Source organism: Bacteroides graminisolvens, assembly GCF_963666085.1.
GTDB classification, from domain to species: domain Bacteria; phylum Bacteroidota; class Bacteroidia; order Bacteroidales; family Bacteroidaceae; genus Bacteroides; species Bacteroides graminisolvens.
On the sequence record NZ_OY762556.1, the window covers coordinates 583,328 to 609,349 of the forward strand.

20 protein-coding genes and 1 tRNA gene are annotated in these 26,022 nt (G+C 42.5%); 6 read left to right on the top strand and 15 right to left on the bottom strand.

What is annotated here, in order from left to right:
- The first annotated feature begins 111 nt into the window (after nt 1-111).
- Entirely contained in the window at nt 112-2,355 is a 2,244-nt protein-coding gene (locus tag ACKPCE_RS02410) for a TonB-dependent receptor (protein WP_319504068.1), read from the top strand.
- 4 nt (nt 2,356-2,359) lie between these two features.
- Here ACKPCE_RS02410 and ACKPCE_RS02415 read toward each other — a convergent pair whose 3' ends face one another.
- From ACKPCE_RS02415 to metA, 3 genes are read right to left on the bottom strand one after another with little or no spacing between them, the layout of a single operon-like run.
- The gene (locus ACKPCE_RS02415) at nt 2,360-3,268 is read right to left on the bottom strand and encodes a hypothetical protein (RefSeq protein WP_319504069.1); all 909 of its coding nucleotides are present in this window, start codon (nt 3,266-3,268) and stop codon (nt 2,360-2,362) included.
- The gene (locus tag ACKPCE_RS02420) at nt 3,265-5,091 is read right to left on the bottom strand and encodes a peptidase U32 family protein (RefSeq protein ID WP_319504070.1); all 1,827 of its coding nucleotides are present in this window, start codon (nt 5,089-5,091) and stop codon (nt 3,265-3,267) included. The genes ACKPCE_RS02415 and ACKPCE_RS02420 overlap by 4 nt, the downstream gene beginning before the upstream one ends.
- Nucleotides 5,091-6,008, bottom strand: coding sequence for a homoserine O-acetyltransferase MetA (gene metA, locus ACKPCE_RS02425; RefSeq protein WP_024995808.1), 918 nt, complete (start codon nt 6,006-6,008; stop codon nt 5,091-5,093). The genes ACKPCE_RS02420 and metA overlap by 1 nt, the downstream gene beginning before the upstream one ends.
- A gap of 223 nt (nt 6,009-6,231) precedes the next feature.
- Between metA and ACKPCE_RS02430 the strand changes: the two genes are divergently transcribed.
- Complete coding sequence (locus ACKPCE_RS02430) at nt 6,232-6,402, top strand: 4Fe-4S ferredoxin (RefSeq protein ID WP_024995807.1); 171 nt, start codon at nt 6,232-6,234, stop codon at nt 6,400-6,402.
- Nucleotides 6,403-6,471: 69 nt separating this feature from the next.
- On the opposite strand, the gene ACKPCE_RS02435 is transcribed toward ACKPCE_RS02430, so the two are convergent.
- The 4 genes from ACKPCE_RS02435 to ACKPCE_RS02450 all read right to left on the bottom strand — a co-directional run bounded on the left by ACKPCE_RS02435 (nt 6,472) and on the right by ACKPCE_RS02450 (nt 11,324).
- Complete coding sequence (locus tag ACKPCE_RS02435) at nt 6,472-7,668, bottom strand: pyridoxal phosphate-dependent aminotransferase (protein WP_276962782.1); 1,197 nt, start codon at nt 7,666-7,668, stop codon at nt 6,472-6,474.
- An 82-nt stretch (nt 7,669-7,750) separates the two neighbouring features.
- Nucleotides 7,751-8,965 carry a bifunctional 3,4-dihydroxy-2-butanone-4-phosphate synthase/GTP cyclohydrolase II gene (locus ACKPCE_RS02440; RefSeq protein ID WP_024995244.1) on the bottom strand — a complete coding sequence of 405 codons (1,215 nt, stop codon included), beginning with the start codon at nt 8,963-8,965 and terminating at the stop codon, nt 7,751-7,753.
- Between the two features lie 6 nt (nt 8,966-8,971).
- The gene (locus ACKPCE_RS02445) at nt 8,972-10,870 is read right to left on the bottom strand and encodes an LptF/LptG family permease (protein WP_319504071.1); all 1,899 of its coding nucleotides are present in this window, start codon (nt 10,868-10,870) and stop codon (nt 8,972-8,974) included.
- A 67-nt stretch (nt 10,871-10,937) separates the two neighbouring features.
- Nucleotides 10,938-11,324, bottom strand: a complete 387-nt coding sequence (locus ACKPCE_RS02450) for an START-like domain-containing protein (RefSeq protein WP_319504072.1) — start codon at nt 11,322-11,324, stop codon at nt 10,938-10,940.
- Between the two features lie 226 nt (nt 11,325-11,550).
- Here ACKPCE_RS02450 and ACKPCE_RS02455 point away from each other — a divergent pair.
- Nucleotides 11,551-11,624 (top strand) — tRNA-Met (locus ACKPCE_RS02455).
- A 58-nt stretch (nt 11,625-11,682) separates the two neighbouring features.
- Here ACKPCE_RS02455 and ACKPCE_RS02460 read toward each other — a convergent pair.
- From ACKPCE_RS02460 to ACKPCE_RS02480, 5 genes are all read right to left on the bottom strand, one after another.
- Complete coding sequence (locus ACKPCE_RS02460; RefSeq protein ID WP_319504073.1) at nt 11,683-12,480, bottom strand: hypothetical protein; 798 nt, start codon at nt 12,478-12,480, stop codon at nt 11,683-11,685.
- Nucleotides 12,477-12,860 carry a GntR family transcriptional regulator gene (locus ACKPCE_RS02465; RefSeq protein ID WP_319504074.1) on the bottom strand — a complete coding sequence of 128 codons (384 nt, stop codon included), beginning with the start codon at nt 12,858-12,860 and terminating at the stop codon, nt 12,477-12,479. The genes ACKPCE_RS02460 and ACKPCE_RS02465 overlap by 4 nt, the downstream gene beginning before the upstream one ends.
- Nucleotides 12,861-12,862: 2 nt before the next feature.
- Entirely contained in the window at nt 12,863-13,687 is an 825-nt protein-coding gene (locus tag ACKPCE_RS02470) for a hypothetical protein (protein WP_407655021.1), read from the bottom strand.
- Nucleotides 13,687-14,535, bottom strand: coding sequence for an ABC transporter ATP-binding protein (locus ACKPCE_RS02475; RefSeq protein WP_319504076.1), 849 nt, complete (start codon nt 14,533-14,535; stop codon nt 13,687-13,689). The genes ACKPCE_RS02470 and ACKPCE_RS02475 overlap by 1 nt, the downstream gene beginning before the upstream one ends.
- A gap of 112 nt (nt 14,536-14,647) precedes the next feature.
- Complete coding sequence (locus ACKPCE_RS02480; protein ID WP_319504077.1) at nt 14,648-17,053, bottom strand: TlpA family protein disulfide reductase; 2,406 nt, start codon at nt 17,051-17,053, stop codon at nt 14,648-14,650.
- A gap of 827 nt (nt 17,054-17,880) precedes the next feature.
- On the opposite strand from ACKPCE_RS02480, the gene ACKPCE_RS02485 reads away from it, so the two are divergent.
- Together ACKPCE_RS02485 and ACKPCE_RS02490 are read left to right on the top strand one after the other, a co-directional pair.
- Nucleotides 17,881-20,316, top strand: a complete 2,436-nt coding sequence (locus ACKPCE_RS02485; protein WP_319504078.1) for an FAD-dependent oxidoreductase — start codon at nt 17,881-17,883, stop codon at nt 20,314-20,316.
- Nucleotides 20,317-20,328: 12 nt separating this feature from the next.
- Nucleotides 20,329-20,685, top strand: coding sequence for a MarR family transcriptional regulator (locus ACKPCE_RS02490; RefSeq protein ID WP_024995255.1), 357 nt, complete (start codon nt 20,329-20,331; stop codon nt 20,683-20,685).
- Nucleotides 20,686-20,766: 81 nt separating this feature from the next.
- On the opposite strand, the gene ACKPCE_RS02495 is transcribed toward ACKPCE_RS02490, so the two are convergent.
- The 3 genes from ACKPCE_RS02495 to ACKPCE_RS02505 all read right to left on the bottom strand — a co-directional run bounded on the left by ACKPCE_RS02495 (nt 20,767) and on the right by ACKPCE_RS02505 (nt 25,492).
- Entirely contained in the window at nt 20,767-23,736 is a 2,970-nt protein-coding gene (locus ACKPCE_RS02495; protein ID WP_319505908.1) for a serine hydrolase domain-containing protein, read from the bottom strand.
- A 66-nt stretch (nt 23,737-23,802) separates the two neighbouring features.
- Nucleotides 23,803-24,681 carry a bifunctional metallophosphatase/5'-nucleotidase gene (locus ACKPCE_RS02500; RefSeq protein WP_319504079.1) on the bottom strand — a complete coding sequence of 293 codons (879 nt, stop codon included), beginning with the start codon at nt 24,679-24,681 and terminating at the stop codon, nt 23,803-23,805.
- A 40-nt stretch (nt 24,682-24,721) separates the two neighbouring features.
- Nucleotides 24,722-25,492 (bottom strand): 5'-nucleotidase C-terminal domain-containing protein, encoded by a 771-nt coding sequence (locus tag ACKPCE_RS02505; RefSeq protein WP_319504080.1) that lies wholly within the window; start codon nt 25,490-25,492, stop codon nt 24,722-24,724.
- Between the two features lie 163 nt (nt 25,493-25,655).
- Here ACKPCE_RS02505 and rplS point away from each other — a divergent pair, with 163 nt between their 5' ends.
- Nucleotides 25,656-26,009 carry a 50S ribosomal protein L19 gene (rplS, locus tag ACKPCE_RS02510; RefSeq protein ID WP_024995258.1) on the top strand — a complete coding sequence of 118 codons (354 nt, stop codon included), beginning with the start codon at nt 25,656-25,658 and terminating at the stop codon, nt 26,007-26,009.
- The last annotated feature ends 13 nt before the right edge of the window (nt 26,010-26,022 follow it).

Genomic DNA, 26,022 nt, shown 5'->3' on the forward strand with positions numbered 1-26,022 from the left:
CAAATATAAACTGTTTCTTTGCCCTCGTTACAATCAATACGGTGTTTCCCGATCCCAGTCATACAGAAAAAAGGATCCAAGGATGCTGTATTCACTAAATTCTGCTTTATTATGAAGAAAAATAAATTTCTATTGAGCCTGGCGTTGCTGGGCTGTGTTCCAGTTTGGGCCGAAGATCTGCCCAAAGATACTGTTCGAGTGATTGATGTAGAAGAAGTGGTCGTCATTGCTACGCCTAAAGAAAGCCGAAAGCTACGTCAACAACCCTCTGCCTCAACAATTTTGTCACAAAGAGACATGCAGAATAGTCAGGTCACCTCTCTGAAAGGCCTTTCAGCACTCGTGCCAAACCTCTTCATTCCCGATTATGGCTCTAAGCTGACTTCAGCCATTTACATACGAGGTACCGGCTCGCGTATTAACAACCCTTCTGTAGGTTTGTATGTTGACAATGTACCTTTTATGGACAAATCGGCATTCGATTTCAACTATGCTGATATTGAGCGAATTGACGTATTGCGCGGACCTCAGGCCACTCTATACGGCCGCAGTGCCATGGGCGGACTGATCCGTGTATTCACCAAATCGCCGTTTAGCTATCAGGGTACTGATCTCCGTTTAAGTGCCGGAACTTATAATCAGTATAATACATCGGTAACCCACTACCACCGCGTATCCGACAAATTTGCATTCTCGGCAGGAGGCTTCTATGAATACGCAGGTGGCTTCTTTGAGAACAAGGCACTCGACAAAAACATCGATCACATCCATTCAACCGGAGGCCGTATCCGTAGTATATTCTTGCCTACGGCTAATTTAAAGTTAGACTTGAATGTGAATTACGAATACAACGATCAGGGCGGATATCCTTATGGGTTATATGATAAAAGTACGGGGAAAACAGCCGATCCCGCTTATAATTTGGAGTCGACCTACCATCGCAACTTGGTTAATACCAGCTTGAATACCGAATACAACGCCAGAAACTTCACGTTAACATCTGTAACCGGTTTCCAGTATTTGAAAGACAGACTGATGATGGATCAGGATTTCTCTGTAGCCGATAAATATAGCATCATACAGAAACAGAAACAGCAAACCTTCAGCGAAGAGCTAACGCTCAAAAGCAAAAACAACAAACGTTGGGAGTGGCTGTTTGGAGGATTTGCTTTCTACCAGGCATTGGATACCGAGGCACCTGTTACCTTCATGGCCGACGGAATGGCAATGCTTCAAGGATACATGGACGCAGCCATGGCATCCAGTCCGGTAAAAGTGAAATTGCTAGATCAAACCATGCCGATTTACGGATTCTACGACACCCCTACTTTGGGAGCAGCTTTATTTCATGAAAGCACGTTTAATGACCTGTTGTGGAAAGGTCTGAGCCTGACCGTAGGCTTACGTGCCGATTATGAAAAAATGGATATTACACATGACACGCACACCACCATGAGAGCACAAGCTTACATGATGGGCAAGCCCATGGGTGATATTGCATCGAACACCTATCAGGTTGAAGGCGAAGAAGATGATGATTATTGGATTCTGCTACCTAAGTTTGCGTTGAAATATACTTTCGATCCTAAAAACAATCTGTACGCAACCGTGAGCCGAGGATACCGCAGTGGAGGTTACAACATCCAGATGTTCTCGGATATTATTCAGGCCCAAATGATGAGAACCGGAGGCGGTACGACCGACATCAGCAAGGTAATAAGCTACAAACCCGAATATGCATGGAACTATGAATTAGGAAGTCACCTTACCCTACTCGACGGAACTTTGTGGGCCGATTTGGCAGCCTTTTACATGGATACCAAAGACCAACAAATTGCTCAGTTCTCCGGTAGTGAGATGGGTAGAATGATGGTCAACGCAGGCAAAAGTCGCAGTTACGGAGCGGAAGCAGCCATACGGGCCAACGTAACCGATGAGCTTATGCTAACAGCCAACTACGGTTACACCCATGCTACCTTTGCCGACTTTAACGACGGGAAAGCCGATTACAAAGATAACTTCGTTCCCTTCATTCCTCGTCACACGCTAAATATAGGCGCTCAATACACTGTAAAATGTGACGAGAACTCTTTGTTTGACGAAGTGCGTTTCGTAGCCAATTATTTGGGAGCAGGCAAGATATACTGGACGGAAAAGAATGACGTGGCACAGAATTTCTATGGCACTGTAAACTGGAAAATATGTACTTCCATTGGTCGTGCGGAGATTGATTTGTGGTCACGCAATTTCCTTAACAAACGCTATAACACCTTCTACTTCGAGTCATCGGGTAACGGCTACGCTCAGTTGGCACGCCCCATGCAGTTTGGTGTAGACATGCGTTGTCGCTTCTAAGAAATCATTGATTGATAGCACCGCAGTATGGGCACTCCCCTTTCTCTTTTATCTTTCGGCCGCAATTGCCGCATCGATATCTATAACCCATACTGCGGCGCATTCGTTGGAAACAAATGCCCGTAAAGACAGCCAAGAAAAGATAGCCCACATAAAAATGAGTTGTCAGAATAAAAAAGAAATAGCAGAAAATACAGCAAGACATCAGCCCCAGCAAATAAAAGACTGCGGCTGAAGGCGTTAATTGCCTGAACAAATCATCAAGTACCGCTAAAAATACAATTATAAACACCCAGATACTGAGTAAAAAGACTGATAGAATAACCGGTACATTGAAAGGTGATAGAGTGGGATTGAAATAATAATATTGCCAGGTTTCCGGAACAAATACCTGCATTGATTCGTAAAGAGTGGCACTAAAGGCCATTAATAAACAGAGAAACAAAGGATATACGCTATCAATATCATTAAAATAAACCAGTTGAAGCTGTTTCTTACGGAACACCCTAAAAAGCCAGACTCCTACAAACACGAAGAAAACTATGACAAAGTAAGAAGCGTGTGTATCACTGAAAAAATGGATGAATTGCGATATGCTGTCGGACGGTACAAAGTTCTTAACCAATTCGCTCTGCCGAATCCAGCCCTGCACTTCCTGTGAATGAGCCACTTTCACCCAAATACTGTCAACGCTGTCGGTAGCATGTACATTTAATTCTGCAACCACTACCCTATCGCCTTTATGCAGGTAAGTAAACGAATTTTTTACCGGTAACCGTTCCAGTGCAACCGAATCAGCAAAAACCTCCAAATTGGTGTTCTCTTTCAATGCACTTATCTGCCCCTCTTCCCGGGGATACCGACAAGAAACCAACAAGAAGAGAAGAACGAGTAAACCAAGCAAGTTTTTCATACGGCACTTACCTTCATCTGACAGTTTTTACAATCAAAACTTAAACGGAATCGTTTTCCATCGGAAGAGACCAGGTAATACGGTTCCTTATAAGGTGAACGGCCTTTTTGATGTACCGGACACCAGCCCATGCTAAAGCGCAGACAATGCTTGCAGAACATCAATACCGCATCTTCAACCGGTTGTTTTTCAAACGCCGGAGCAATGTTCTTCACCCCGTGAGCCGCATAGAAAGAATGCGCTTTGGAGTTCATGACATTACCCAAATACGTAAGCTCCGTTTGCGGATAGGCATGTGAGGTCGATTTCCATACAGCTACCTCGCGCTTGTAATTGATGCTGCGTAGGGTTAACAATTCGTCCACCGCTTTGCGACGTAAATCGGCTAAAGCAGACACCGGGATAAACCAGTTACCGGAGAAGCGAACCTCTACCTTAATCGCCTCAAAAGGTGTATTGCCTAACTTGGCCAACTGTTCCTCCAGATTCTTAGTTTGTGGCGAACGAGCCAATTCTTTATCACGGGTCAAAGCCAATGTCACCAGGTTACGATCCTCATCCGTTAGCGTAAGGGAGAACCCGAAAGCATGATCCTCTAAAAGCAATTCAACCGCTATTTTGCGCTTGGCCGATTCACGTGACAGTATTTTCTCAAACTCCTGATCATAGTTACGATACAAAACAGTTCGTTGTTTAATTTCGGGCATCTCCTGCAAAAACAATTTATTGCCATCCACCCTGTTAATTCGGAACCCTTGCAAGGTTCCTTTTTCATCAAGATAACAAACCCCGTCGCCGTTGTTAAATGACTTCAAACCGGCTACAGTCAAGTAATTGCCTCTTATCTCTTTCACTGTTCCCATCTCCTCGCCCAGTGATTTAGGCGTATCAAAAGAAGCGATATCACGATCACGTCCATTCACAAAATAATGAGTAAACCCTCTGCTGAAACTCTTATCCAGCTGGGGTTTAAAGTCAAAGTAGCAAGTCCCCGAGGAAGCTCTTATCAGGTCGGGCCGACGATTCAGTATTTCATCCAGTTTCTGGCGATAAGCCGCTGTAACATTCTTCACATACGAAACATCCTTCAACCGTCCCTCAATCTTAAAGGAAGACACACCGGCATCGATTAACTCCTCCAGCTGGTTCGACTGGTTCATGTCTTTTAATGACAACAAATGCTTGTTACTCACCATGACCTGATTATCGGCATCGACCATGTTGAAAGAAAGACGGCAAAACTGAGCACATTCGCCCCGGTTTGCGCTTCTACCGAAACAAGCCTCACTAACATAGCACTGACCGCTGTAACTAACACAAAGAGCACCGTGTACAAAGGCTTCCAAAGCCACATCGGGATTTTCGCGATGAATGCGGTCAATCTCTTTCAAAGACAGTTCACGCGCTAACACTACCTGACGAAAACCTGCATTAGCTAGAAATTTGACTTTATCAGATGTTCTATTATCGGTTTGCGTACTAGCATGCAAAGGAATGGGAGGCAGGTTCAAACCCGTTATGCCCATGTCTTGTACGATGAGAGCATCTACACCCATGCCATATAGCTCCCAAATCATCTTTTCGGTTTCTAACAATTCTTCTTCTTTCAAGATTGTGTTTACCGTTACATAAATGCGGGCATTATACAGATGTGCGTGCTTCACCAGCGTTTGTATGTCGTCAAGTGAGTTGCCTGCTGCCGAACGGGCACCAAACTTGGGTGCGCCAATATATACGGCGTCGGCACCGTGATTAATAGCTTCCAAGCCACACTCCAGATTCTTAGCCGGCGCCAGCAACTCTATTTTACACAGTTTCCCCATTATTTAATATCTTCTATATTGTAAGGCGTTTCTTGGTATACGAAATAGTTCAGCCAATTGGAGAACAAGAGATTGGCGTGTCCTCTCCAACGCACAAGCGGTTCTTTGGTCGGGTCATTATCTCTGTAGTAGTTTTGAGGCAACTCTATGGGCAAGCCCTTTTCTTTGTCTCTGCGGTACTCCACATCTAAGGTGAAAGGAGAATACTCTGAATGTCCGGTCACGAAAAATTCTCTGCCTTCACGACCTTCTACCATGTACACACCCGCGCCTTCAGATTCAGAAAGCAACTTCAGCTGGGGCACATTCAATATATCTTCTTTTCTCACTTCCGTATGGCGACTATGAGGAACGTAAAACACATCATCGAAACCACGAAATATAGGATGAAGCGGGTCGAGTGCCAAATGCTCGTAAACGCCAAACTTCTTTTTCTCGAGCGGGTACTTCGGAATTCCATAATGATGGTACAACCCGGCTTGAGCCGCCCAACAAATATAAAAAGTGGAGGTAACGTGCGTACGTGCCCAGTCGAATATTTCGGTGATTTCGTTCCAGTAACTAACTTCTTCATAATCCATCAGTTCCACCGGAGCACCGGTTATAATCATACCATCGAACTTCTGATGACGCATTTCATCAAAATCATTATAAAAAGTCTGCATGTGCTCTATGGGTGTATTCTTAGAGGTGTGGCTTTTTATTTTCATGAATGAAATTTCCAACTGAAGCGGTGTGTTTGAAAGTAAACGCACCAGATCTGTTTCCGTTGTGATTTTAAGCGGCATCAGGTTCAACACCACCATGCGCAGTGGACGAATATCCTGTTGATTGGCACGCGAAGAATCAATAACGAAAATATTTTCTCCTTTCAAAATTTCTATTGCAGGAAGCTTATCGGGTAAGTTTAATGGCATAATATCCTCCGTTGTTACTTGTTTCGGCTGCAAAAATAGCAAAAAAAGAAGTTAGTAAGCACAGAATCAGCGACAAAGCTTGTTTATGTCAAAGCATTTAACGATTGTTCTTATTTAGAAAAGATACAAATTAAAACAAATTAAAGGGCAAACATGGGTGACTAATCAATAAAACTCTTATTTTTGCGCAACTAATTAGTACTAATATTTAAAATTTGACAAAATGGCTTACGTAATTACTGATGACTGTATTGCTTGCGGAACTTGTATTGACGAGTGTCCGGTAGAAGCTATCTCTGAAGGAGATATCTATTCAATCAACCCTGACGTATGTACTGATTGCGGTACTTGCGCAGATGTTTGTCCTTCTGAAGCAATTCACCCTGCAGAATAATTCCTGTAAGGTAGAATATAAAAAAAGGCTGCACTTCCGTGCAGCCTTTTTTTATATTTAATATTAATCTTAAGCCAGCTTGCTTAAAGCTTCTTTTATTCTACGCATCGCCTCAACGATGTTTTCATCTGAGGTTGCATAACTCATACGAATGCAATCGGGTGCACCAAATGCCGCTCCGCCTACACAAGCCACATGACCTACTTCGAGCAGATACATGGCTAACTCGCCTGAATCAGTCACCTTTCGGCCTTCTGCAGTAGACTTTCCAAAATAAGAATCACATTTTGGGAAAAGATAGAAAGCACCTTGGGGTACATTCACTTCAAATCCGGGAATCTCTTTAGCCAACTTAACAATCAAGTCCCTTCTACGTTCAAAAGCCTGACGCATGTCTTCCACCGGCTGTTGATCACCCACATAAGCAGCTTCTGCCGCCTTTTGAGAAACCGAACAAGGTCCCGAAGTATACTGTCCCTGTAACTTATTGCAAGCAGAAACAATCCATTGCGGACCAGCAATGAAACCAATTCTCCAACCCGTCATGGCATAAGCCTTAGAGACACCGTTTACAATCACCACTCTATCACGCACTTCCGGAAATTGAGCGATACTTTCATGTTGACCAATGTAATTAATATGCTCATAAATTTCATCAGCAATAATCACTACTTGCGGATATTTGGCCAACACAGCAGCCAAACCGGCTAATTCCTCTTTACTGTACACAGAACCGGTAGGATTAGAAGGCGAACAAAGAATCAATGCTTTTGTCCGGGGTGTAATAGCTGCCTCAAGTTGAGCAGGAGTGATTTTAAAATCTTGTTCTATTCCTGCAGAAACAATTACGTTAGTGCCTTCAGCCAGCTTCACCATCTCGGGATAGCTCACCCAATAAGGAGCAGGAATTATCACTTCATCACCCGAACCAATAAGTGCCATCAAGACATTACACACAGATTGTTTTGCACCATTCGAGCAAAGAATCTGAGCCGGCGTATAATCCAGACCATTTTCTTTTTTAAGTTTGGCTACAATAGCATCACGAAGAGCAGGATATCCCGGTACTGGTGAGTAACGAGAAAAATTATCATCAACGGCCTTCTTCGCAGCTTCTTTAATGTGATCAGGAGTATTAAAGTCGGGTTCTCCAACACTCATGTTAATAACATCAATGCCCTGAGCCTTCAGCTCATTACTTTTTTGCGACATCGCAAGTGTCTCTGAGGGAGACAAACTGTTCAAACGGTCTGATAATTGATTCATTTCGTATCTCTTTTATTGTTGTTGAGTAAATATCGTTGCAAAATAAACGATAATATTTGATATATGAAAACAAAAAGACAGTTTACTTATTAAAATGTAGCGTATGACCCATTCTATCTTTCTTGGTTTTCAAATAACGTACGTTATATTGGTTAGGCGTAACCTCAATGGGTACATTTTCTGTAATCTGTAAGCCGTAAGCTTCGAGACCTATTCTTTTAACAGGATTGTTCGACATCAGTTTCATTTTAGTCACCCCTACTTCACGAAGAATCTGAGCCCCCACACCATAATCGCGTTCATCGGCATCAAATCCTAAATGGATATTGGCATCAACCGTGTCATAGCCCTCTTCTTGCAATTTGTATGCTGCGATTTTAGCCATCAAACCAATACCTCTTCCCTCTTGATTCATGTAAACGATAACCCCTTTACCGGCTGCTTCAATCATTTCCATCGCTTTTTGCAACTGTTCGCCACATTCGCAACGGCAAGAACCAAAAATATCGCCCGTCATACAAGAAGAATGCACTCGTACCAAAACCGGTTCATCTTTCTCCCACGTACCTTTGATTAAAGCCACATGTTCCAGTCCGTTTGACTTCTGACGGAAAGGAATGAGACGAAAATGTCCGTGATGGGTAGGCATGTCAACTTCCACACCCTTATCAACAATCGATTCCATTTGAGCACGATATGCAATGAGATCTTTAATAGAAATGATCTTGAGATCGAACTTTTTTGCGATTTCCACCAATTGAGGCAAACGCGCCATGGTGCCGTCTTCATTGATAATTTCAATTAACGCACCAGCCGGATACAGTCCTGCAAGTTTGGCTAAGTCGACAGTTGCCTCCGTGTGACCGGCACGACGAAGTACACCTCTGGAGCGCGCACGCAAAGGATTTACATGTCCGGGGCGTCCTAAATCGGTTGGCTTCGTATGGGGATCGGCTAACGCGCGAATAGTTGCTGCACGGTCATGCATAGACACTCCCGTAGTACATCCTTCCAACAAGTCAACCGTGACGGTAAAGGGAGTTTCGTAAATTGACGTATTAGCGGAAACCTGCATATTTAAGTCTAACTCTTCACAACGTTCTTCGGTAATAGGTGCACAAAGTACGCCCCTACCGTGTGTAAGCATGAAGTTCACCTTTTCGGGAGTAATTTTCTCAGCAGCTATGATAAAGTCGCCCTCGTTTTCACGATCTTCATCGTCGACCACAATCACAAACTTACCCTCTTTGAAGTCGGCAATAGCCTCTTCAATCGTATTCAGTTTAATATCTTCCATACCTTATTATTTATTATTCTTTATAATGGTAGTAATTTCTTCACTTGTTTTAATAATCTTATCAATATCCTTCTGTAAACGAATTCTGAAAGCCCATATTCTAAAATAGAAGAATAGCCCTACAGGAACAAATAAACCGGCGAGTATGTTCAGCCAGTAAATGTCAAACGGTCGCACATGTGCATGCACCGGAATAAGGGGATAATTATTCAGCTGATTAAGCAAAACGATAGAGTGTGTATTAGATAACTCATCAACCAGCGCCTCCATCCGATCATTTAATTGCTCAATTTCATGATCATTCTTATTCATCATCCATAACGTGAAATAGTTGGGTGCTTTCGTCAACTTTTTCCTTTGAGCATAAGCCTGACAGTCGGCAGACAGTTTCCCCAAATCGCCCACAATCCTTTCATAATCGGGATCAACAATGATAACTTCTTTGCGGAACATGTGGCGAACGCTCCTTATTCCAGCCACTTTTTTAAACCAATCAACATAAGCATCGGCATTGAGCACCACAGAATCATTATTTGATTTATAAGTAAGAAACGCACCTAACGGAGCCAACACGGCTGTACTTGTCCACATGCCCATCCAAACAACCCAGTTACCATCACGCGCCATTTTATAGCCCGTATTGTTAATGATGTAATAAATAATAAAGATAAGAACCGAAGCGATAACCGGCATTCCCAATCCACCTTTTCGAATAATACCTCCCAGAGGAGCACCTATAAAAAAGAAGATAAGACAAGCGAGCGACAACGTAATTTTGTTATGCCATTCCGTTTGATGTTTCCTTATATCCTGATCATTCTGCTTAATATTTAAACTTTTAAAATTCCAGTCATTGGCCAGATTCCCCACAGTACTAGATGCCGAAGAGATGATTCGTTGTTTTTGCATCAATGTAGAGGACTGAAAAAGACTATCAACGTTGTAACCTCCGTGATCCTCAGCCAGCATTTTTACCGTATCTTGTTTGGTTAGTGATGGAGTCAGCCGATAAGTTCCTATATTACTCACTTCCCGGTAATAAGATCTTCCCACGCTATCGCTAATGGCAGTCATGGAGTCGACAGATGCCTGTAACTTCTTCATGTCTTTACTACGTGACTGGTTGCTCATGATACTGGCATCCACCATACTGAAGTCAGAGTTAAACTCAATAATAGTATGTTTTTCTCGGAAAGTTTCTCTTCTGTACGGAACATTCTCCGCACTCATGCTTTGTGCCTTTAGATTCTCGAACATTTCACCGTGATACAGATGAAGGAAAAGGTGTTTCTTATCCGCTGTCATTTCCAACTTTCCGGAATCGGCTACAATAATATGTGCATTTTCAAATCCATCGGAAAAATTATAAATCATCACATTATAGAGTACCCCGGTTTCTCTGTTCTTCTTTTTTACGTAAAGATTATACCCATCAATGGCATCATAAAAAACACCTTCCGGAATATCCAATTCCGGTGATTTTTGTTTCATTGAAATAAGTAAGGTCCATAGTTTGACCTCAGCTTTGGGGCCTATTACATTTTGAAAATAGAAGGAAATTCCGCATACAAAAGCGATAAAAACGATGAGCGGTCGCATGATTTTGAGCAGTGAAATACCTGCAGCCTTCATGGCAAGCAATTCATAGCGTTCACCAAAATTGCCGAAAGTAATGAGCGAGGCCAACAAAACAGCGAGAGGTAAGGATGCCGGAACCAAGCTTACAGCCGAATAGAAGAAGAATTGTACCAACACTTCCATTTCCAGACCTTTACCCACCAGTTCGTCTACATACTTCCACAGAAACTGCATCATAAAGATGAAAAGGCAGATAAAGAAAGTGCCTAAGAAAAGCATTAGGAAGCTCCTAATAACAAAAATATCTAATCTTTTTATGCGTAGCATCTCAATATGTAATATAATTAAGACACAAAATTAGCACAAAAAAAGCACAGCAAAAAATTTTTAGGCATTAGAATCCGCACGTCCTTCTGAGCGTCTCGATCTGAGAATCCCACAATTCTTTGAAGTCATCAACCTCATCGTGATCGGCAAAGTCAGTAATCTCTAAAACATAATCATTCGTTAGTTCATTATTTGTCATCTTTAATTCAAAATAATCACGATCATCATTGTCATCTTTCCATCGGAAACGGATATACGAAAAAGCTCTTATTGCAATTATTTCGGCTTCTCTTTTTTCTTCTTTTCCCCAATAAAAAGATACTGTTTTGTCGTTAGAAACTACTCTATCGGCAAACCACCCTTCCAGTCCGCTAGGCGTACTGATTGCCGACCAAATTATATTCCTGGAAGTTGCATTCAGAAGATACTCTAAATGTATTTTCTCCTTTTTCATAGCTATCGTATTAATTGCGTGCGCCAAGATAAACACTTTTTTTTAAATGCACTATGCTTTTAACTCTCTTTATTTATGAACTTCATTTAGAAATCAAAGTTTGGTCGGCAAATCCACTTTTCGAAGCCTTCAAAGCAGGATTCCTACAAAAAGTTTAATTTTGCCGACCATAATTTTGGAGTTTTCGGAAAAAGCTCTATCTTTGCACCCGCAATCAAGAAATGATGGCGCGATAGCTCAGCCGGTTAGAGCGCATGATTCATAATCATGAGGTCCCCAGTTCAATCCTGGGTCGCGCTACTTCTTAAAAAATAAGCATTTGGGAGGCTTCCACTCTCGGGTGCTTTTTTTATTTCCATCAGTATTCAATGTGCACAGTTGCTTTCTTTTTGAGAACAAGATTCAATTCAGCCTCTTCGTCGGTAGGCTCCCAATGCACCACACGCAAGCTATCAGCCGAGACGCGACCACCTTTGTTTCTGCCCGAACAATGAATCGTATTCATGGTTGAGTGCTCCGTCGCCCATTGCTCAACAAAGTCTAAATTCAAATACGCATCTTCAATTTGACTCTTTATAATTTTCACATTCGTATAACAGGCATCCTTTCCGGTAAACGAAGCTTTTTCGAAACGACAAGAGTCAACCAAAATTACATCTTTTCCGCTAAAACAAATATCCTTCTGAACAATGCCCTTAGCGTGTATTGACAAGCCACCCACATAGCTCAACACATCTTTCAATGCAGAATCAGCAACCAAGATCATCGTCACCTTATCGACGAAAATGTCTCTGGTATTACTCTCTGCCTGAGCCTTTCCTTTCGTAAAATCGACCTCAACAAATAGTGTATCCTTCCTGATTGTATATTTTATGTAGCCTTCCAAATCTTTAGGATAGTAAAGCGTATTGGGTTTATGTTGAGCATCCGGTGCCACCACCTGCAAAGTGCCAAAAGCATAAACTCTATGAGGAGTGTTGGCTTGCATTAAAGCAAGAGCACGAACCCCGGCTACGGACAGCTCTTTGTATTCAGCAGACAATTCTACCGCATATTTCTTTGTTTTGTTCCGTTGCACAACGAAGAAAATGCTCGATAACAATGCGAAGAGAGTCAGCGTCAACATGCCGGTAATAATATAAGTAGTACGTTTCATTGTATGTCTTGTTTATGATTATTAGTAATATATTCGTTGTACATGGCCGACAGCTCAACGACAGAAACATTCATGCTGCAAAGCTGTTTGAAGAAATACTCCAATTCATCTTTAAGAAAAATCTCTTTTCTGAGCTTTAAGATAGCCCCTTTGGCACCAACAGCCACAAAATACCCGATACCACGCTTATTATAGATGACTTGTAACGACTGCAAATAATCAAATGCCCGCATCGCTGTGTTAGCATTTACCTCCACCACCGAGGCGTACTCTCTGACAGAAGGAATCCGTTCTTCTTCGCCATACGTACCCAGAAGAATTTCATCACAGATTCTGTCGGCTATTTGCAAATAAATTGCCTTGTAATTCTTAAAATCCATAATTACATACGGTTAATGATTTCTGATTCCTTGAAACGAAAATAAGCCAGTACCCAATTAAACAAGGCTAACACAAAGAAGATACACGAAGCCACGTAGGCATTCTCGGCATCAAGTAAGTTGAAATTCCAATTTACATTTGTACTTCCTTGCATCAATGCTTTAACTAATAAGGTACTTATAAATAGGAACGTAAAAAACAATCCCAGTCCGGTGGCAAATGTTTTTAGAAACGCGTTCTTAGGCCAAACAGTACTTCCCAAAACGAAAAACGACTGCAAGAACAAGTACGAACAAACAGAGATCAGCACGTCCGATGCCGACTGATAAACGATTTCATTTCCGTCATTCCATAAGAAAAGAAGTCTCAAACTAGTAGGAGTTATGCCTTTAACGTCGGGAAAAGATAGCGAACAAACAACTACCCGCGTGTAATCAGCCAATTCAAAAGCAACCAGATAAGCCACTACAAACACCACAGTGAACACCAGCCAACGGGCAACGTACTTTTCAAAAGAAGTAGCCGGAAGCATTAAAAACGAAAAGCGTCCTGCTTTGGTCTTCATTCTCTCCATTATCAAAGATGCGCTGATGCAGCCATAGATACAGCCTGCCACCAGAAAGACTCTCAATGACCCTTCCACAACCGGATCCTTCATCAATGTTGTTGCTCTTTCATAATCGTTAAAGCCCATAAAGATAAAGAACACGGTAAGCGCTCCATACATTAACAACATGCGAAGTAAATTCACTTTCCAACCTTCTACCATCTCTTTGCGGCAAAGATTGATAAACCGATGTAAATCGAAAAAATTATTCTTGCTCATCATTTATCGTTTTTTAGAAACAACTCAATCAACAGTTTGGGCTGTGACAAAGTAGCGTTAAACAAAAGTTCCAGGTTGATATCCGACTCTTCGTCTTTCAAATTGCGCAGCATCAAGCTGTGCCCCTGTACACTGGGCAAAGAATAAATAGCATTTGCCAGCAGGCTTGCATCATCGGTTTCTTTAAATAGCAAACACTTTTGTATGTTCACAGTCGACTCGTTGAGCAACACCCTACTGTTGTCCATTATCAAAACATGGTCTAAAATACGATCAACATCTCTTACCTGATGAGTCGATATGACAATGATCTTATCCTCGCTCATCCCCGAAGCAATAAATTTACGGAACTGGCTCTTTCCGGGTATATCGAGCCCGTTAGTAGGTTCATCCATCAGCAACACTGAAGTGTTTGAAGCCAAAGCAAAGCTCATGAACACTTTCTTCTTCTGTCCCATGGAAAGCGTTTTCAGATTGAGGTCCATATCCATCTCAAAATAATGCAGATACCTCATCATATCTTCCTTGCTGAATTTGGGATAAAAAGGACTATTCAACTCGATAAAGCTGACTAGGGAAACAGGAGGCAATTCAAACTCTTCGGGCACCAGGAAGATGTCCTGCATGGTAACAGGCAAACGTTTTCTAACATCTGTTTCTTCAAACAGCACACGTCCGCTGCGAGGCGTGAGTAATCCCGTCATCAAGTAAAGCAACGTAGATTTCCCCACGCCGTTTTTGCCAAGCAGTCCATAAACTTTTCCCCTTTCCAGATTCAAAGAAAAGTTCTGGATAACTGCCGGCTTCGAGCGCTTGTAAGCGAACGACAAATTATCAATTTCAATCATAGTTTGAATAAATAAATAGATTCAACATATAAAACAAAGTGTATTATTGTACTAGTACACTGCAAATATATGTATCTTTCTTAAATAAACAACTATGAAAGAAAAAAATAATTTATTTATTTAATTCATTCTCCAGAATGTTTGTTATAACACTTGATCCTTCGAAACCTGTCTTGGAATACACTTGTTCTCCTTTCTTATTAATAATTAGGTAAGAAGGTACTCCCCGATAATTGAATTTCTTTTTTAACTCATCAAATTGAGAAGGTGTTAACCGGTAATGTTCGCCGGGAATATTGGAAATCATGTTTTGCCATGCGTTGATTGGAGAAGACTCATCGGTAAGGTAAACAAAGACCACTCCCTTTTCTTTTAATGCTTTCTTGGCTTCTTCAAATGATTTAATGGCCGAACGGCAAGGAGAACACCAAGTAGCCCAGAAATCAATCATCACAACCTTTCCTTCAAATGGTTTCATGATGTCGGCTAGTAGTTGTTCGCCTTTTGTTTGAGGAACTTCGTGAATGGTATACCCACCTTTAAGCTTGTTCTTCTCGTTGATAGCAACTATTTCTTTGCTTTTATCCGATAAATAAGTGTAGAAAAAAGGATCTTTTAGTTCGGACATAAGATTCAACTCTTCTTCGGTAAGTGGAGTAAACTCCTGGAATTTACCGGCAAACGATTGGGTTGTCATCAAGTCAAACAATATACCTTCCGAGCTACCAACTAAATCGGCCACAAAAGGTTTGATTTGTTCATTTAACGTTTGCTTCATATTGAAAAATCCCAGTTGATCTTTGTATTTATTTAAAAAGGGCTGTACGTTGGCAACTGCAGATTGAGGCAACGTATCATTCTGCCCGATCCCCTGATTGAGCACCACCCGTGAAACTAATTTATTGAGATAATCATTGGTATACCTTTGGGAGATAGCAAAGCCTACCTGAAAATTCAGTCGCTCTTCAATGACATCTTTGATTTTTGAATCAGGAGAAAGACACAAATCAATTATTTTCTGAGCCGTCACACTATCTTTCTTGGTAAAAGTCAAAGAGTCGGCTAACAACTGCACAACATTAGCTTCATATAACTTGCGAGAAGCAACCATTTCTTTGCTCCAGTTCTCCATGCTATTTTTTTTCAGAAACTGAGCGATAACAAGTTCCTCGGCAGTGAGCTGTCCCGAATCAATCAGCTTTTGATACGCTTCTGCAGGAGTATCACTCAAAGTCACCGGTTTACTGCGGCGTACGGCATACTTACAAGAATTAATGTTGTTATAATACATATTATCATAAAGAGATAAAGCGTTATTTATCCCCATCTCTTTGACAAAAGAATAAAACTCTTTATTAATAACAGGTACCGTATAACCGGTTAACGGTGCATCCCAACCTAGGTTGTTCGCTGTACGATATGCACTTTCAAGTCTATACTCCGCAAGCATAAGATAGTAACACGCCATTCCCCGCAACTTAATACCGGCAAACTGCTGTACCTTTTGCGATAATCCCAATGAAGCCAAAGAACTGATTCCTTTATCAAGCTCACTCAATATATAAGCCTTGTATTGTGAAGCTGTCATGCCTGCCACTTCTCTACTTAGCTTATCCTGAGTAAAAATACCTTCCACACATTTAGTAACTTCAGGAAGGAACATTTGATTATTGATTTCCGCATTCGCTCCCTCGAAGAAGACAAACTGTTCGTCTGGACGTTTTATGGCACCATTAACGGTTTTCTGACTACTCATTTGCTGCATATCAACATAGATCGATGTTTCCTTACCAGGAGACAACAAGATATCACCACTAAAAAACTGATTCCTAAACAAAACGGATTGAAAAGTAGTAACCAACGGAATCTCTAATTCAAAAGTTCCATCATCCTTTATTTTGGTGTTATATTCTTCCTGAACTGCTGTTACTGGATTATCAACATACACATCTATACCTCTATTCATGTCTGTTCTGAAAGCCAAAAACTTTCCTTTCAGCAGTGCCTTGCCCGATTTAAATGCCGGAATCTCCAGCGGTTTTCCGTCGTCTTTCACCTTTGCCTGTTTGCGGATATGCGCCGGCACATCCCGACGATCGGTGAGGTTCTTAGACTGTAGTTCAACGCCCCATATTTTAAAGCAGTCTTCACAGTCACTCTCAATAAAATCAATGCGTTCAGTCTTGGGGTCTATTGAAGGAAACGTCAAAACGAAATAGGTTTTATTCGTTTGATCAGAAAAAACTTCTTTATCCAATTCAATACCTTCGGATGAGAGCACAATGAATTTGCTGTCGCCAACCCGAATGTAAGTTTCTGAACTGATACGCATCCAGTGTCGGGGACTGTGCATCATCATCATGTGAAGTTTTGTTGACTGTGAAGTGATTTCAACTTTTTCAATAATCACATTGTTATGAGAAGCAACGCTAAACGAAGGATTCTCTACCACTTTTTCCTGAGATTTTACTCCAATTGAAGCAAGGACAATACAAATAAACAAAATAAGGTTTTTCATGGAACATTAGGAGTTTGGTATGTAATACGAAAATTAATAAGATTCTTAGCAATAGAAACAAAGAGCCAGCAAGTCATCATTTTGCAGAAATTCACCGTTCACTTTGAATCAATATTCTTTATCATTCTTACTATATTCATGCCTATTAAACAGTTGAAGACTATTTGCATAGAAATAAATGTGATAAAACTCGGTTCTTCTCCCATAATCCACTTCCATACAAAATAGGTTATCACATTCATACAAGCAGCTAATAACAAAAGCAGATACACGTTTTTTAAGACTGATTTTTGTGTCATAATATCGTTTTATAAAATTAAGTAGAATTATTTCTCCGTAAATCTAGGTATTAATATCAGTAAATACAAATATTATTTGTTTCAAAAATATGTTATCATGTTACATCTTTCTGTCAAAAACTCATCAAAATGCCGTAACACCACACGTTTCCATTCATGCGATGCATAATCGTATTCCATCAGAGCAACGGTTGTTGTATGTCAACAACCCACACAGACTAACATGTTTCAATAAACAAACTAAGTAATTTCTTCTTTATAAACAGTTCGTCCCCGCTACCTGTGACGAATGGCACTGCATGCGGGGACATCAGGCACAGCATGCGGGGACGAATGGCACCCATACTGGTGACGAACTATTTCCCCTTAAGAAATGACTTAGTATCAGGTAATCAACAGCTAAGGTATTGCACCATTTATAGTTAAATAGTAGTTAACGAGAGGAGATAGACTAGTATATAAAACATTTCTTTCCTACATTTGTTATTTCCATTAGAAACTATTTATATCTTAAAATAAAGGAGTAGAATGAAGATTGTAATTATTGGAGGCGTAGCCGGCGGAGCAACCACGGCAGCACGCATCCGCAGAGTAGACGAAACAGCACAAATTGTTTTGCTGGAAAGGGGTAAGTACATTTCTTATGCGAACTGTGGGTTACCTTATTATATTGGGAACACAATTAAAGAGCGCGAAAAACTTTTCGTGCAAACTCCCGAGGCGTTTTCAAAGCGTTTCATGGTGGATGTAAGAACGGAAAACGAAGTTGTAGCTATCGACAAAGAGCAAAAGCAGGTGATCATCAAAAGAAAAGATGGCAGCCAGTACAACGAAACGTATGACCGACTGGTCATTTCTACCGGTGCTGCCCCTGTGCGTCCGCCCTTACAGGGTATCGACTCGGAAGGTATTTTCACTTTACGCAACGTAAACGATACCGATAAGATCAAAGCTTTCATTGATTCTCACGATGTGAAACGCGCCGTTGTTGTGGGCGCCGGGTTTATCGGTTTGGAAATGGCCGAGAACTTGCATGCTTTGGGTGCATCGGTTTCTATCGTCGAAATGGCCAATCAGGTAATGGCGCCTATTGATTTTTCAATGGCGGCATTGGTGCACCAGCACTTGATGGAGAAAAAAGTAAATCTTTACCTGGAAAAGGCTGTGGCATCGTTCCGCAAAACAGCCAAAGGTCTTGAGGTCGTTTTTGCCGACGGACAAGTTATTGAGGCCGATGTGGTGATTCTTTCCATCGGTGTTCGGCCGGAAACGTCCTTGGCGCAGGCTGCCGGACTTACCATCGGTAAAGCCGGAGGTATTTATGTAAACGAGTTCCTGCAAACATCAGACGAGCATATATATGCCATCGGTGATGTAATTGAGTTCCCGCACCCCATAACCGGAAAGCCTTGGCTCAACTACCTGGCCGGACCGGCTAACCGACAAGGGCGCATCGTGGCCGAAAACTTGTTGTATGGTAACCAAAAAGCATACGAAGGATCTATCGGAACATCCATAGCCAAAGTGTTTGACATGACGGTGGCTTCAACCGGCTTACCGGCAAAGAAACTAAAGCAAGAGGGCATTGCTTTTCTTTCATCCACTACGCATCCGTCTTCTCACGCGGGGTATTACCCCAATGCCTTACCCATGAGCATTAAGATCACCTTCGATCCGCAAACGGGCCGATTGTATGGCGCACAGATTGTGGGATATGACGGAGTCGACAAACGCATTGACGAAATGGCGCTCGTGATCAAGAAGAATGGCACTGTTTATGATTTGACGGAAGTGGAACAGGCGTATGCACCACCTTTCTCTTCGGCAAAAGACCCCGTGGCGCTGGCCGGCTATGTGGCTGAGAATATATTAAAAGACAGAGTGAAACCGGCTTATTGGCGTGATGTGCAGAACGCAGATCCAAATACTTCTTTCTTGCTCGACGTCAGAACGGTCGACGAGGCTTCGCTCGGTTCCATTCCGGGGGCGGTGAACATTCCGCTCGATGAGCTTCGTGAACACCTCAGTGAAGTACCGAAGGATAAAACGGTGTACATTTTTTGTGCCGTGGGTCTACGCGGATATCTGGCGTATCGCATTCTGGCAGGACACGGATTCACGAACATTCGCAATGTGTCGGGCGGATACAAAACATATCTCGCAGCCACTTCACCGGTCACGTTGCAGAAGCAAACAATAAAAGAGGTGAATGATGACGGTTCGGCAAGAACGGCCTTTAAAGTGGTGCAGGTCGATGCGTGCGGATTGCAATGCCCCGGTCCTATTTTAAAGATGAAGAAGGTGGTCGACAAGCTGACTCCGGGCGAACAAGTGGAGATTATTGCCACTGATCCGGGCTTTTTACGCGATGCCGCAGCTTGGTGTAACTCAACGGGCAACCGATTGGTTTCTCAGGAGTCAAGCGGTGGCAAATCGATCACAGTCATTCAAAAGGAAGAAGCCAAAGCGTGCAAGCTGGTTAGCTCGCAAGACAGCAAAGGGAAAACTTTTATCATGTTCAGTGATGATCTTGACAAAGCTTTAGCTACCTTTGTATTAGCAAACGGCGCTGCGGCTACCGGACAAAAAGTGACCATATTCTTCACTTTCTGGGGCTTGAACGTGATTAAAAAGCTTCATAAACCTCAGGTTGAGAAAGATATATTTGGTAAAATGTTCGGCATGATGCTACCGGGAAGTTCCATGAGTTTGAAGCTTTCAAAGATGAGTATGGGTGGCATGGGCGGCCGAATGATGCGTTACATTATGCATCGCAAAGGCATTGATTCGCTGGAATCTCTTCGCGATCAGGCATTGGAAAACGGGGTGGAGTTCATCGCCTGCCAAATGTCTATGGACGTGATGGGAGTTAAACGCGAGGAATTGCTCGACGAGGTTACGGTAGGTGGCGTAGCGACTTACATGGAACGTGCCGATAATGCCAACATTAATTTATTTATTTAAAACAAGAGAAAGATGAAATCAATATGCACCATGCGAGACATATACAAAGCCATCTCCACTTTCGAGGAGGAGTTTGAAGGCGTATATGGCATTTCGCTCAATGAGGCAATGGTTCTTTGCACCCTTCACGATGCAGGGAAACCTTTAAGTTCAACAGAAATTGCGGAACGCACCCAGATGAAAACATCACATACATCGAAAGTTATCCGCACTGTAGAAGAAAAAGGTCTGATTGAACGGGCATTGGGTGAGGTTGATAAAAGACAGATGTTTTTCTCACTCACTGCAGCAGGCGGCAAGCGTTTAGAGGAGTTACAGTGCGACAAGGTGGTTATTCCCGAATTGCTGAAGCCTTTATTCGTTTCATAAACTCATCTGCGGTTGAATGTTATAAAAGTAATTCCCGGTTTGCCATTGCAAGCACGGGAATTACTCTTATATATAAGGACACTATTCAACGGGATCCGGTTGCATCAATGCCCTGTAAAGGGTTTCTTGTATATGCTCGCGAATCTCTAGTTTGGAGAGTTTGTTAACCCACGCATCGGGATAGGTGCGGTTGCTAAGGAACACATACACCAATCCGTTGTCGGGATCAGCCCAAGCACACGTACCCGTAAAGCCGGTATGACCGTAAACGGAAGCAGGTGCCGAGGGGGCACATGGACTGCTGCCCACATCTTCCGCATCGGGTTTATCAAAACCGAGTCCGCGACGACTGATCTTGGATGTCTCGGTGGTAAATAGCTGACAGGTTTCTTTGCTCAAGTAACGCTGCCCTTCGTATTCGCCTCCGTTAAGCAGCATCTGGTATACTTGCGATACCTCATAGGCAGTAGAAAAGAGTCCGGCATTACCCGAAATACCACCTAAGAAAGCCGCCGATTCGTCGTGCACAAATCCTTGCAACGTTTCTTTTCTCAGAAAACGATCAACAGATGAAGGAACGATGTTTTCCTTTCGGAAATACCGAAGCGGCAAGTAGGCTGTGCGAGACAAATTCATGGGGCGATAAAATTCATGCGTCAGGAACTCATCCATCGGCACGCCTGCCAACTGTTCAACAAGCTGTTGCAACAAAATAAAGTTCAGACAGCTGTACACGTATTTCTTTCCTTTCAGTGGCGCACCGGCAATTTTCTTAAGCATCACATCGCGGAACGATTTATGCAACCACAAACTGTCGGCCACATGAAGGGTATAGTCACCTCCGCCAACCGCTGAGGTTAATCCTTCTTTGAACCGGAAACCGGGTTGTGCAAAAGTCTTCGGTCCTATCTGCACCGTATGCAGCGCGTCTTTTGATCCTTTAAAGAGGCTCCCTTTGTAGCTCTTCTTATCAATGGCATCCTGATAAAACACCAAGCCCGACGGCAGTCCCGATTGATGCAACAGCAACTCGCGGATAGTGATTTTAGCTTTGTTCGTTCCTTTAAGGAAAGGCAAATAGTCGCCTATCGGATCAGAGAGATTGAAACGTCCGTTATCATATAATTTCATCACCGCCAATAAAGTTCCGGTTGTCTTCGACAAGGAGGCAAGATCATATATATCATTGGTACTTACAGCCTTTTCATCTTCATAGGTAAAGGTGCCAAAACTCTTATTATACATGGTTCTGCCGTTTTTAAGAACCACAATCTGACAACCCGGATAGGCTCCGGCGTGAATGCCCCGCATAGCAATGGTGTCTATGCTTTGAAGAACTTCGGAACGCATGCCATACTCTTCGGGCACAAAGTGATAAGGGGTGGATGTTGTAACCGTCAATCCTGTGCCTGCACGGAACAATCCGCCTATCCCGGCAGAGAGTCGTCCGTTGGCCGCTGCCTTGCCAAACAATAAAGCAGCGATCTGTTCTTGCACCTCATCACTATCTGTATGTCCCAACACAACGGAAGAGGCATTGGAGATAGCCCGATGTATTTGCAACATCAGTTTGGCCGGAGTAAAGAAAGCGTAAACCACCGGAACCTGAGGGGCGAATTTAGCAAAGAATGACTGATAGGGCGCCAAACGGATTTCGTTAACCGGAACAATGATACGACGATAGGCAGAAAGTGAATCGCGCAACTTCTGCTGCAAAGAATCGGGCATTTGTTTTCCCAGCTCAAAAGTATGAACCTCTACGTACTTTTTTAATTCATTCGTAAAAGCTTCCAGCTCTTTGGCCTTACCAACAGTCAGCACGGCTACTTTTTTCACATCAGGGTGAATGGGAAGAACACCTTTTTCATTATTTAAAACCGTAACAGCTGCCAGGTTGAGCCGACGTATCAAATCACGCGTATGCGGCGTATTAATGCGTCTTTCAAGCCCCGAAAGGCGAACAACCGGTTTACGGTTCAGTCCCATAGCATATTTAAAAAGAAGTACTTTGCGACAACGTTCGTCAATTTCCTCCTCAGTGAACTCACCCTTCTTAACCGCTTCGACAACATAATCAATCTCTTTCTTCACATCACGTGGTGCCAATACCACATCATTGCCGGCTTTCAACGCTTGCAAACAGACTTTCTGAGCAGACGAAACACCTTTCATGGCTAAAGCATCAGTAAAAATGAGTCCTTTGAAAGCCATTTTCTCGGTGAGAAGTGTGTAAACTACGTTGCGGGAAAGCGAAGAAGGCAGTTTACCGACCGGTTCAAAGACGGGCACTTGCAGATGACCTACCATGACACCGCCCAAACCGGCATGAATCAATTTTCTAAAAGGATAAAGCTCTACGCTGTCTAATCGTTCGCGCGTAAATGGAAGTACCGGCAATGCTTTGTGCGAGTCAACATCCGTATCACCGTGACCGGGAAAGTGCTTAGCAACAGAAAGCACCCGTCCGCTTTCCAATCCGGAGGCATAAGCAATGACTTTATCGGCTACCAACAACGGATTCTCACCGAAGGAACGCACATTGATAACCGGATTTTGGGGATTGATATTGACATCGGCAACCGGAGCAAAGTTAACCTGCACACCCAGTTCCCTACATTGGCGTGCCATCTCCTGTCCGTATTCATAAATCAAACGATCATCTTGAATACAGCCTAGTACCATGTTTTTTGGAAAAACAGGCGTGCCGCGCAAACGCATGGATAACCCCCACTCTCCATCAAAGGTGATCATCAGCGGAACATCAGCCATTTTTTGTGCCTGATTCGTTAATAGAGCCTGATTATCGAGTTTTCCGCCCGAGAAAAGCAATCCTCCCACTTTGTGGGTATGTACTACATTCTTCAGTAAAGCCAAGTTGCGTTTACTACGATCGGGCGCAATGGTATAGATAAACAGCTGACCTATTTTCTCTCTCAGGTTCATTTGTTTCATTTGTGACTCCACCCAGCGGTTGCAAGCCTCATCACGACTAATTTTATAGGTAAAAAGAGGTTCTACCTGAGCCCTTGCTTGTAACCCCATGCCACACATCAACCAACCTGTAAGCAGGTAAACCAGTTGCTTCTTCATCACGCTCAAAACTTATATCCGATCCATTTATTTTTTAAATTTCAAATCCATTCTCCCTACGTAAGCTCCGTTCTTCCACATCTGAGAAATGGGAACATCCTTGCCTACTGCATTCTTGTAAATCACAGGTTCTTTAAGGAAGGTGTGAGAGTGCCCTCCCAGAATTACATCTATATTAGATGTTTCTTTTGCAAGCCTTACGTCACACGAAGTATCTTCCTTGGAAGAAGGAGTATATCCCAGGTGCGACAAACAAATAACGGCATCGCACTTTTCCTGATTCTTCAAGTAAGCCGCCACTTTATCGGCAGTGCGAATCGGGTCGTTATAAATAATACCCTCACATTTATTGGCCTGTACCAGTCCTTCCAACTTAGGCCCTAGCCCAAAGATTCCAATCTTCAATCCATCGCGATTCAGTATAACATACGGCTTAACCAATCCTTCAAGCACGGTTCCTTTCACGTCATAATTAGCACAAACAATGGGGAATTTAGCCATCTTGAACAAACGAGCCATATTATCCAGGCCGAAATCGAACTCGTGATTGCCAATAGTTCCTACATCATAACCCATCGTATTCATGAGCCTAATCTCCACTTCCCCTTTAAACAAATTGTAATAAGGAGTTCCCTGCGAGAAGTCGCCACAATCAAACAACAACAAATTCGGAATTTGCTGACGCACCTCGTTTATATAAGTAGCCCTCCTTACATAACCGCCTTTATCTGCTAAGTCTTTATCAGGAGAATTGATTTCTACTGGTTCAATGCGACTATGCGTATCATTCGTATGCAGAATAGTTATGGTTTTGACCGACTGTGCAACGACCGGCGATAAAAAAGCCGGCTGGCCCAAAGCACATAGCAATAAAACAAAGAGTGTATAACTATTTATTCTTTTCATCTTTTTATTCTTTCGTTATTGATCCTATTAAATACAGTTCTCACTTCACAACAATGCGCCCCTCTATCGAAGAGGTTATCTCCTTGCCCGCCGCTGTTTGCTGTTTTACGTATTCCAGAAAGATGTCACGCATGGTTGCACCCTCCGGACAGATTTTCTTTTGTCCTTTCAGGAAAGCTACCATCTTGTCGTTTCCTTCGGCCAGATAGTCAAGTGTAGCAACCTCATACGTCTTATCCGGATCAATCGATTTCCCATCAACAAAAGCACTTAACAATTTCCCGTCTTTGGTTATTTCCAGTCTGGCATTGCTGACTCCTTCCCCCCGCGCCAAGGCTATATTTTCCATTAAACTTTGCAGGTCACTGCCCTTCAGGGTAACAATGCAAAGAGAGTTTTCAAAAGGTAGTATCTGATACACATCGCTAAAGGTAATATTTCCTTTGCTAAGTGAACTGCGCAAGCCTCCCATATTAGTTACCGCCATGTCGGCCGGTTTGCCGATATAGTTGGAAGCTGCCTGACGCAGCACATCGGCCACAAGATTGGATAACAGACTTTCGGGTCTGTCGGCCTTCATGTCCATGGCACTCTTGCCGATAACCGGAGTCATAATACTATCTATTTGTGCTTTATAAGGTGTCAACACACTTATCGCCTCTTCATTGGGGTTACGGTCCCACTTCGATGAGATTTCCGTTTTACTACCTTCAACGGCTACCAAACGATACGCCGATTTACATCCCGAAAAGAGCAATACGGCAGCCAGCATGGTAGCAGAAAGACCATTTACAAAATACTTCTTATTCATAATCCTCATTTATATTGCTACAAATATAATATTTATGAACTTAAATCATTTGGTCATATCATAAAAAATTCGTTCCTTTGCACCGCTTTCGCGCAATCGCTGTCACAGAAGAGTTACTTGATATGTTGCGTTGTATCGATGAAACAATTTAATAATAACAACAATGGATTTAATTAAAATTGCAGAAGAAGCATTTGCTACCGGCAAACAACACCCAAGCTTCAAAGCTGGTGATACTGTAACAGTAGCATATCGTATCACTGAAGGTAACAAAGAACGTGTACAGTTGTACCGTGGTGTTGTTATCAAGATTTCAGGCCATGGAGAAAAGAAACGTTTTACAGTTCGTAAAATGTCTGGAACAGTTGGAGTAGAAAGAATTTTCCCAATCGAATCACCTGCTATTGACAGCATCGAAGTGAACAAAGTGGGTAAAGTACGTCGTGCTAAACTGTACTACCTTCGCGCTCTTACTGGTAAGAAAGCTAGAATCAAAGAAAAAAGAGTTATCAAGTAAATTTCGATTTAAC

Coding starts and splice junctions, on each gene's coding strand:
- ACKPCE_RS02410 (WP_319504068.1), top strand. CDS start 112: ATGAAGAAAAATAAATTTCTATTGAGCCTGGCGTTGCTGGGCTGTGTT.
- ACKPCE_RS02415 (WP_319504069.1), bottom strand. CDS start 3,268: ATGAAAAACTTGCTTGGTTTACTCGTTCTTCTCTTCTTGTTGGTTTCT.
- ACKPCE_RS02420 (WP_319504070.1), bottom strand. CDS start 5,091: ATGGGGAAACTGTGTAAAATAGAGTTGCTGGCGCCGGCTAAGAATCTG.
- metA (WP_024995808.1), bottom strand. CDS start 6,008: ATGCCATTAAACTTACCCGATAAGCTTCCTGCAATAGAAATTTTGAAA.
- ACKPCE_RS02430 (WP_024995807.1), top strand. CDS start 6,232: ATGGCTTACGTAATTACTGATGACTGTATTGCTTGCGGAACTTGTATT.
- ACKPCE_RS02435 (WP_276962782.1), bottom strand. CDS start 7,668: ATGAATCAATTATCAGACCGTTTGAACAGTTTGTCTCCCTCAGAGACA.
- ACKPCE_RS02440 (WP_024995244.1), bottom strand. CDS start 8,965: ATGGAAGATATTAAACTGAATACGATTGAAGAGGCTATTGCCGACTTC.
- ACKPCE_RS02445 (WP_319504071.1), bottom strand. CDS start 10,870: ATGCTACGCATAAAAAGATTAGATATTTTTGTTATTAGGAGCTTCCTA.
- ACKPCE_RS02450 (WP_319504072.1), bottom strand. CDS start 11,324: ATGAAAAAGGAGAAAATACATTTAGAGTATCTTCTGAATGCAACTTCC.
- ACKPCE_RS02460 (WP_319504073.1), bottom strand. CDS start 12,480: ATGAAACGTACTACTTATATTATTACCGGCATGTTGACGCTGACTCTC.
- ACKPCE_RS02465 (WP_319504074.1), bottom strand. CDS start 12,860: ATGGATTTTAAGAATTACAAGGCAATTTATTTGCAAATAGCCGACAGA.
- ACKPCE_RS02470 (WP_407655021.1), bottom strand. CDS start 13,687: ATGAGCAAGAATAATTTTTTCGATTTACATCGGTTTATCAATCTTTGC.
- ACKPCE_RS02475 (WP_319504076.1), bottom strand. CDS start 14,535: ATGATTGAAATTGATAATTTGTCGTTCGCTTACAAGCGCTCGAAGCCG.
- ACKPCE_RS02480 (WP_319504077.1), bottom strand. CDS start 17,053: ATGAAAAACCTTATTTTGTTTATTTGTATTGTCCTTGCTTCAATTGGA.
- ACKPCE_RS02485 (WP_319504078.1), top strand. CDS start 17,881: ATGAAGATTGTAATTATTGGAGGCGTAGCCGGCGGAGCAACCACGGCA.
- ACKPCE_RS02490 (WP_024995255.1), top strand. CDS start 20,329: ATGAAATCAATATGCACCATGCGAGACATATACAAAGCCATCTCCACT.
- ACKPCE_RS02495 (WP_319505908.1), bottom strand. CDS start 23,736: ATGTGTGGCATGGGGTTACAAGCAAGGGCTCAGGTAGAACCTCTTTTT.
- ACKPCE_RS02500 (WP_319504079.1), bottom strand. CDS start 24,681: ATGAAAAGAATAAATAGTTATACACTCTTTGTTTTATTGCTATGTGCT.
- ACKPCE_RS02505 (WP_319504080.1), bottom strand. CDS start 25,492: ATGAATAAGAAGTATTTTGTAAATGGTCTTTCTGCTACCATGCTGGCT.
- rplS (WP_024995258.1), top strand. CDS start 25,656: ATGGATTTAATTAAAATTGCAGAAGAAGCATTTGCTACCGGCAAACAA.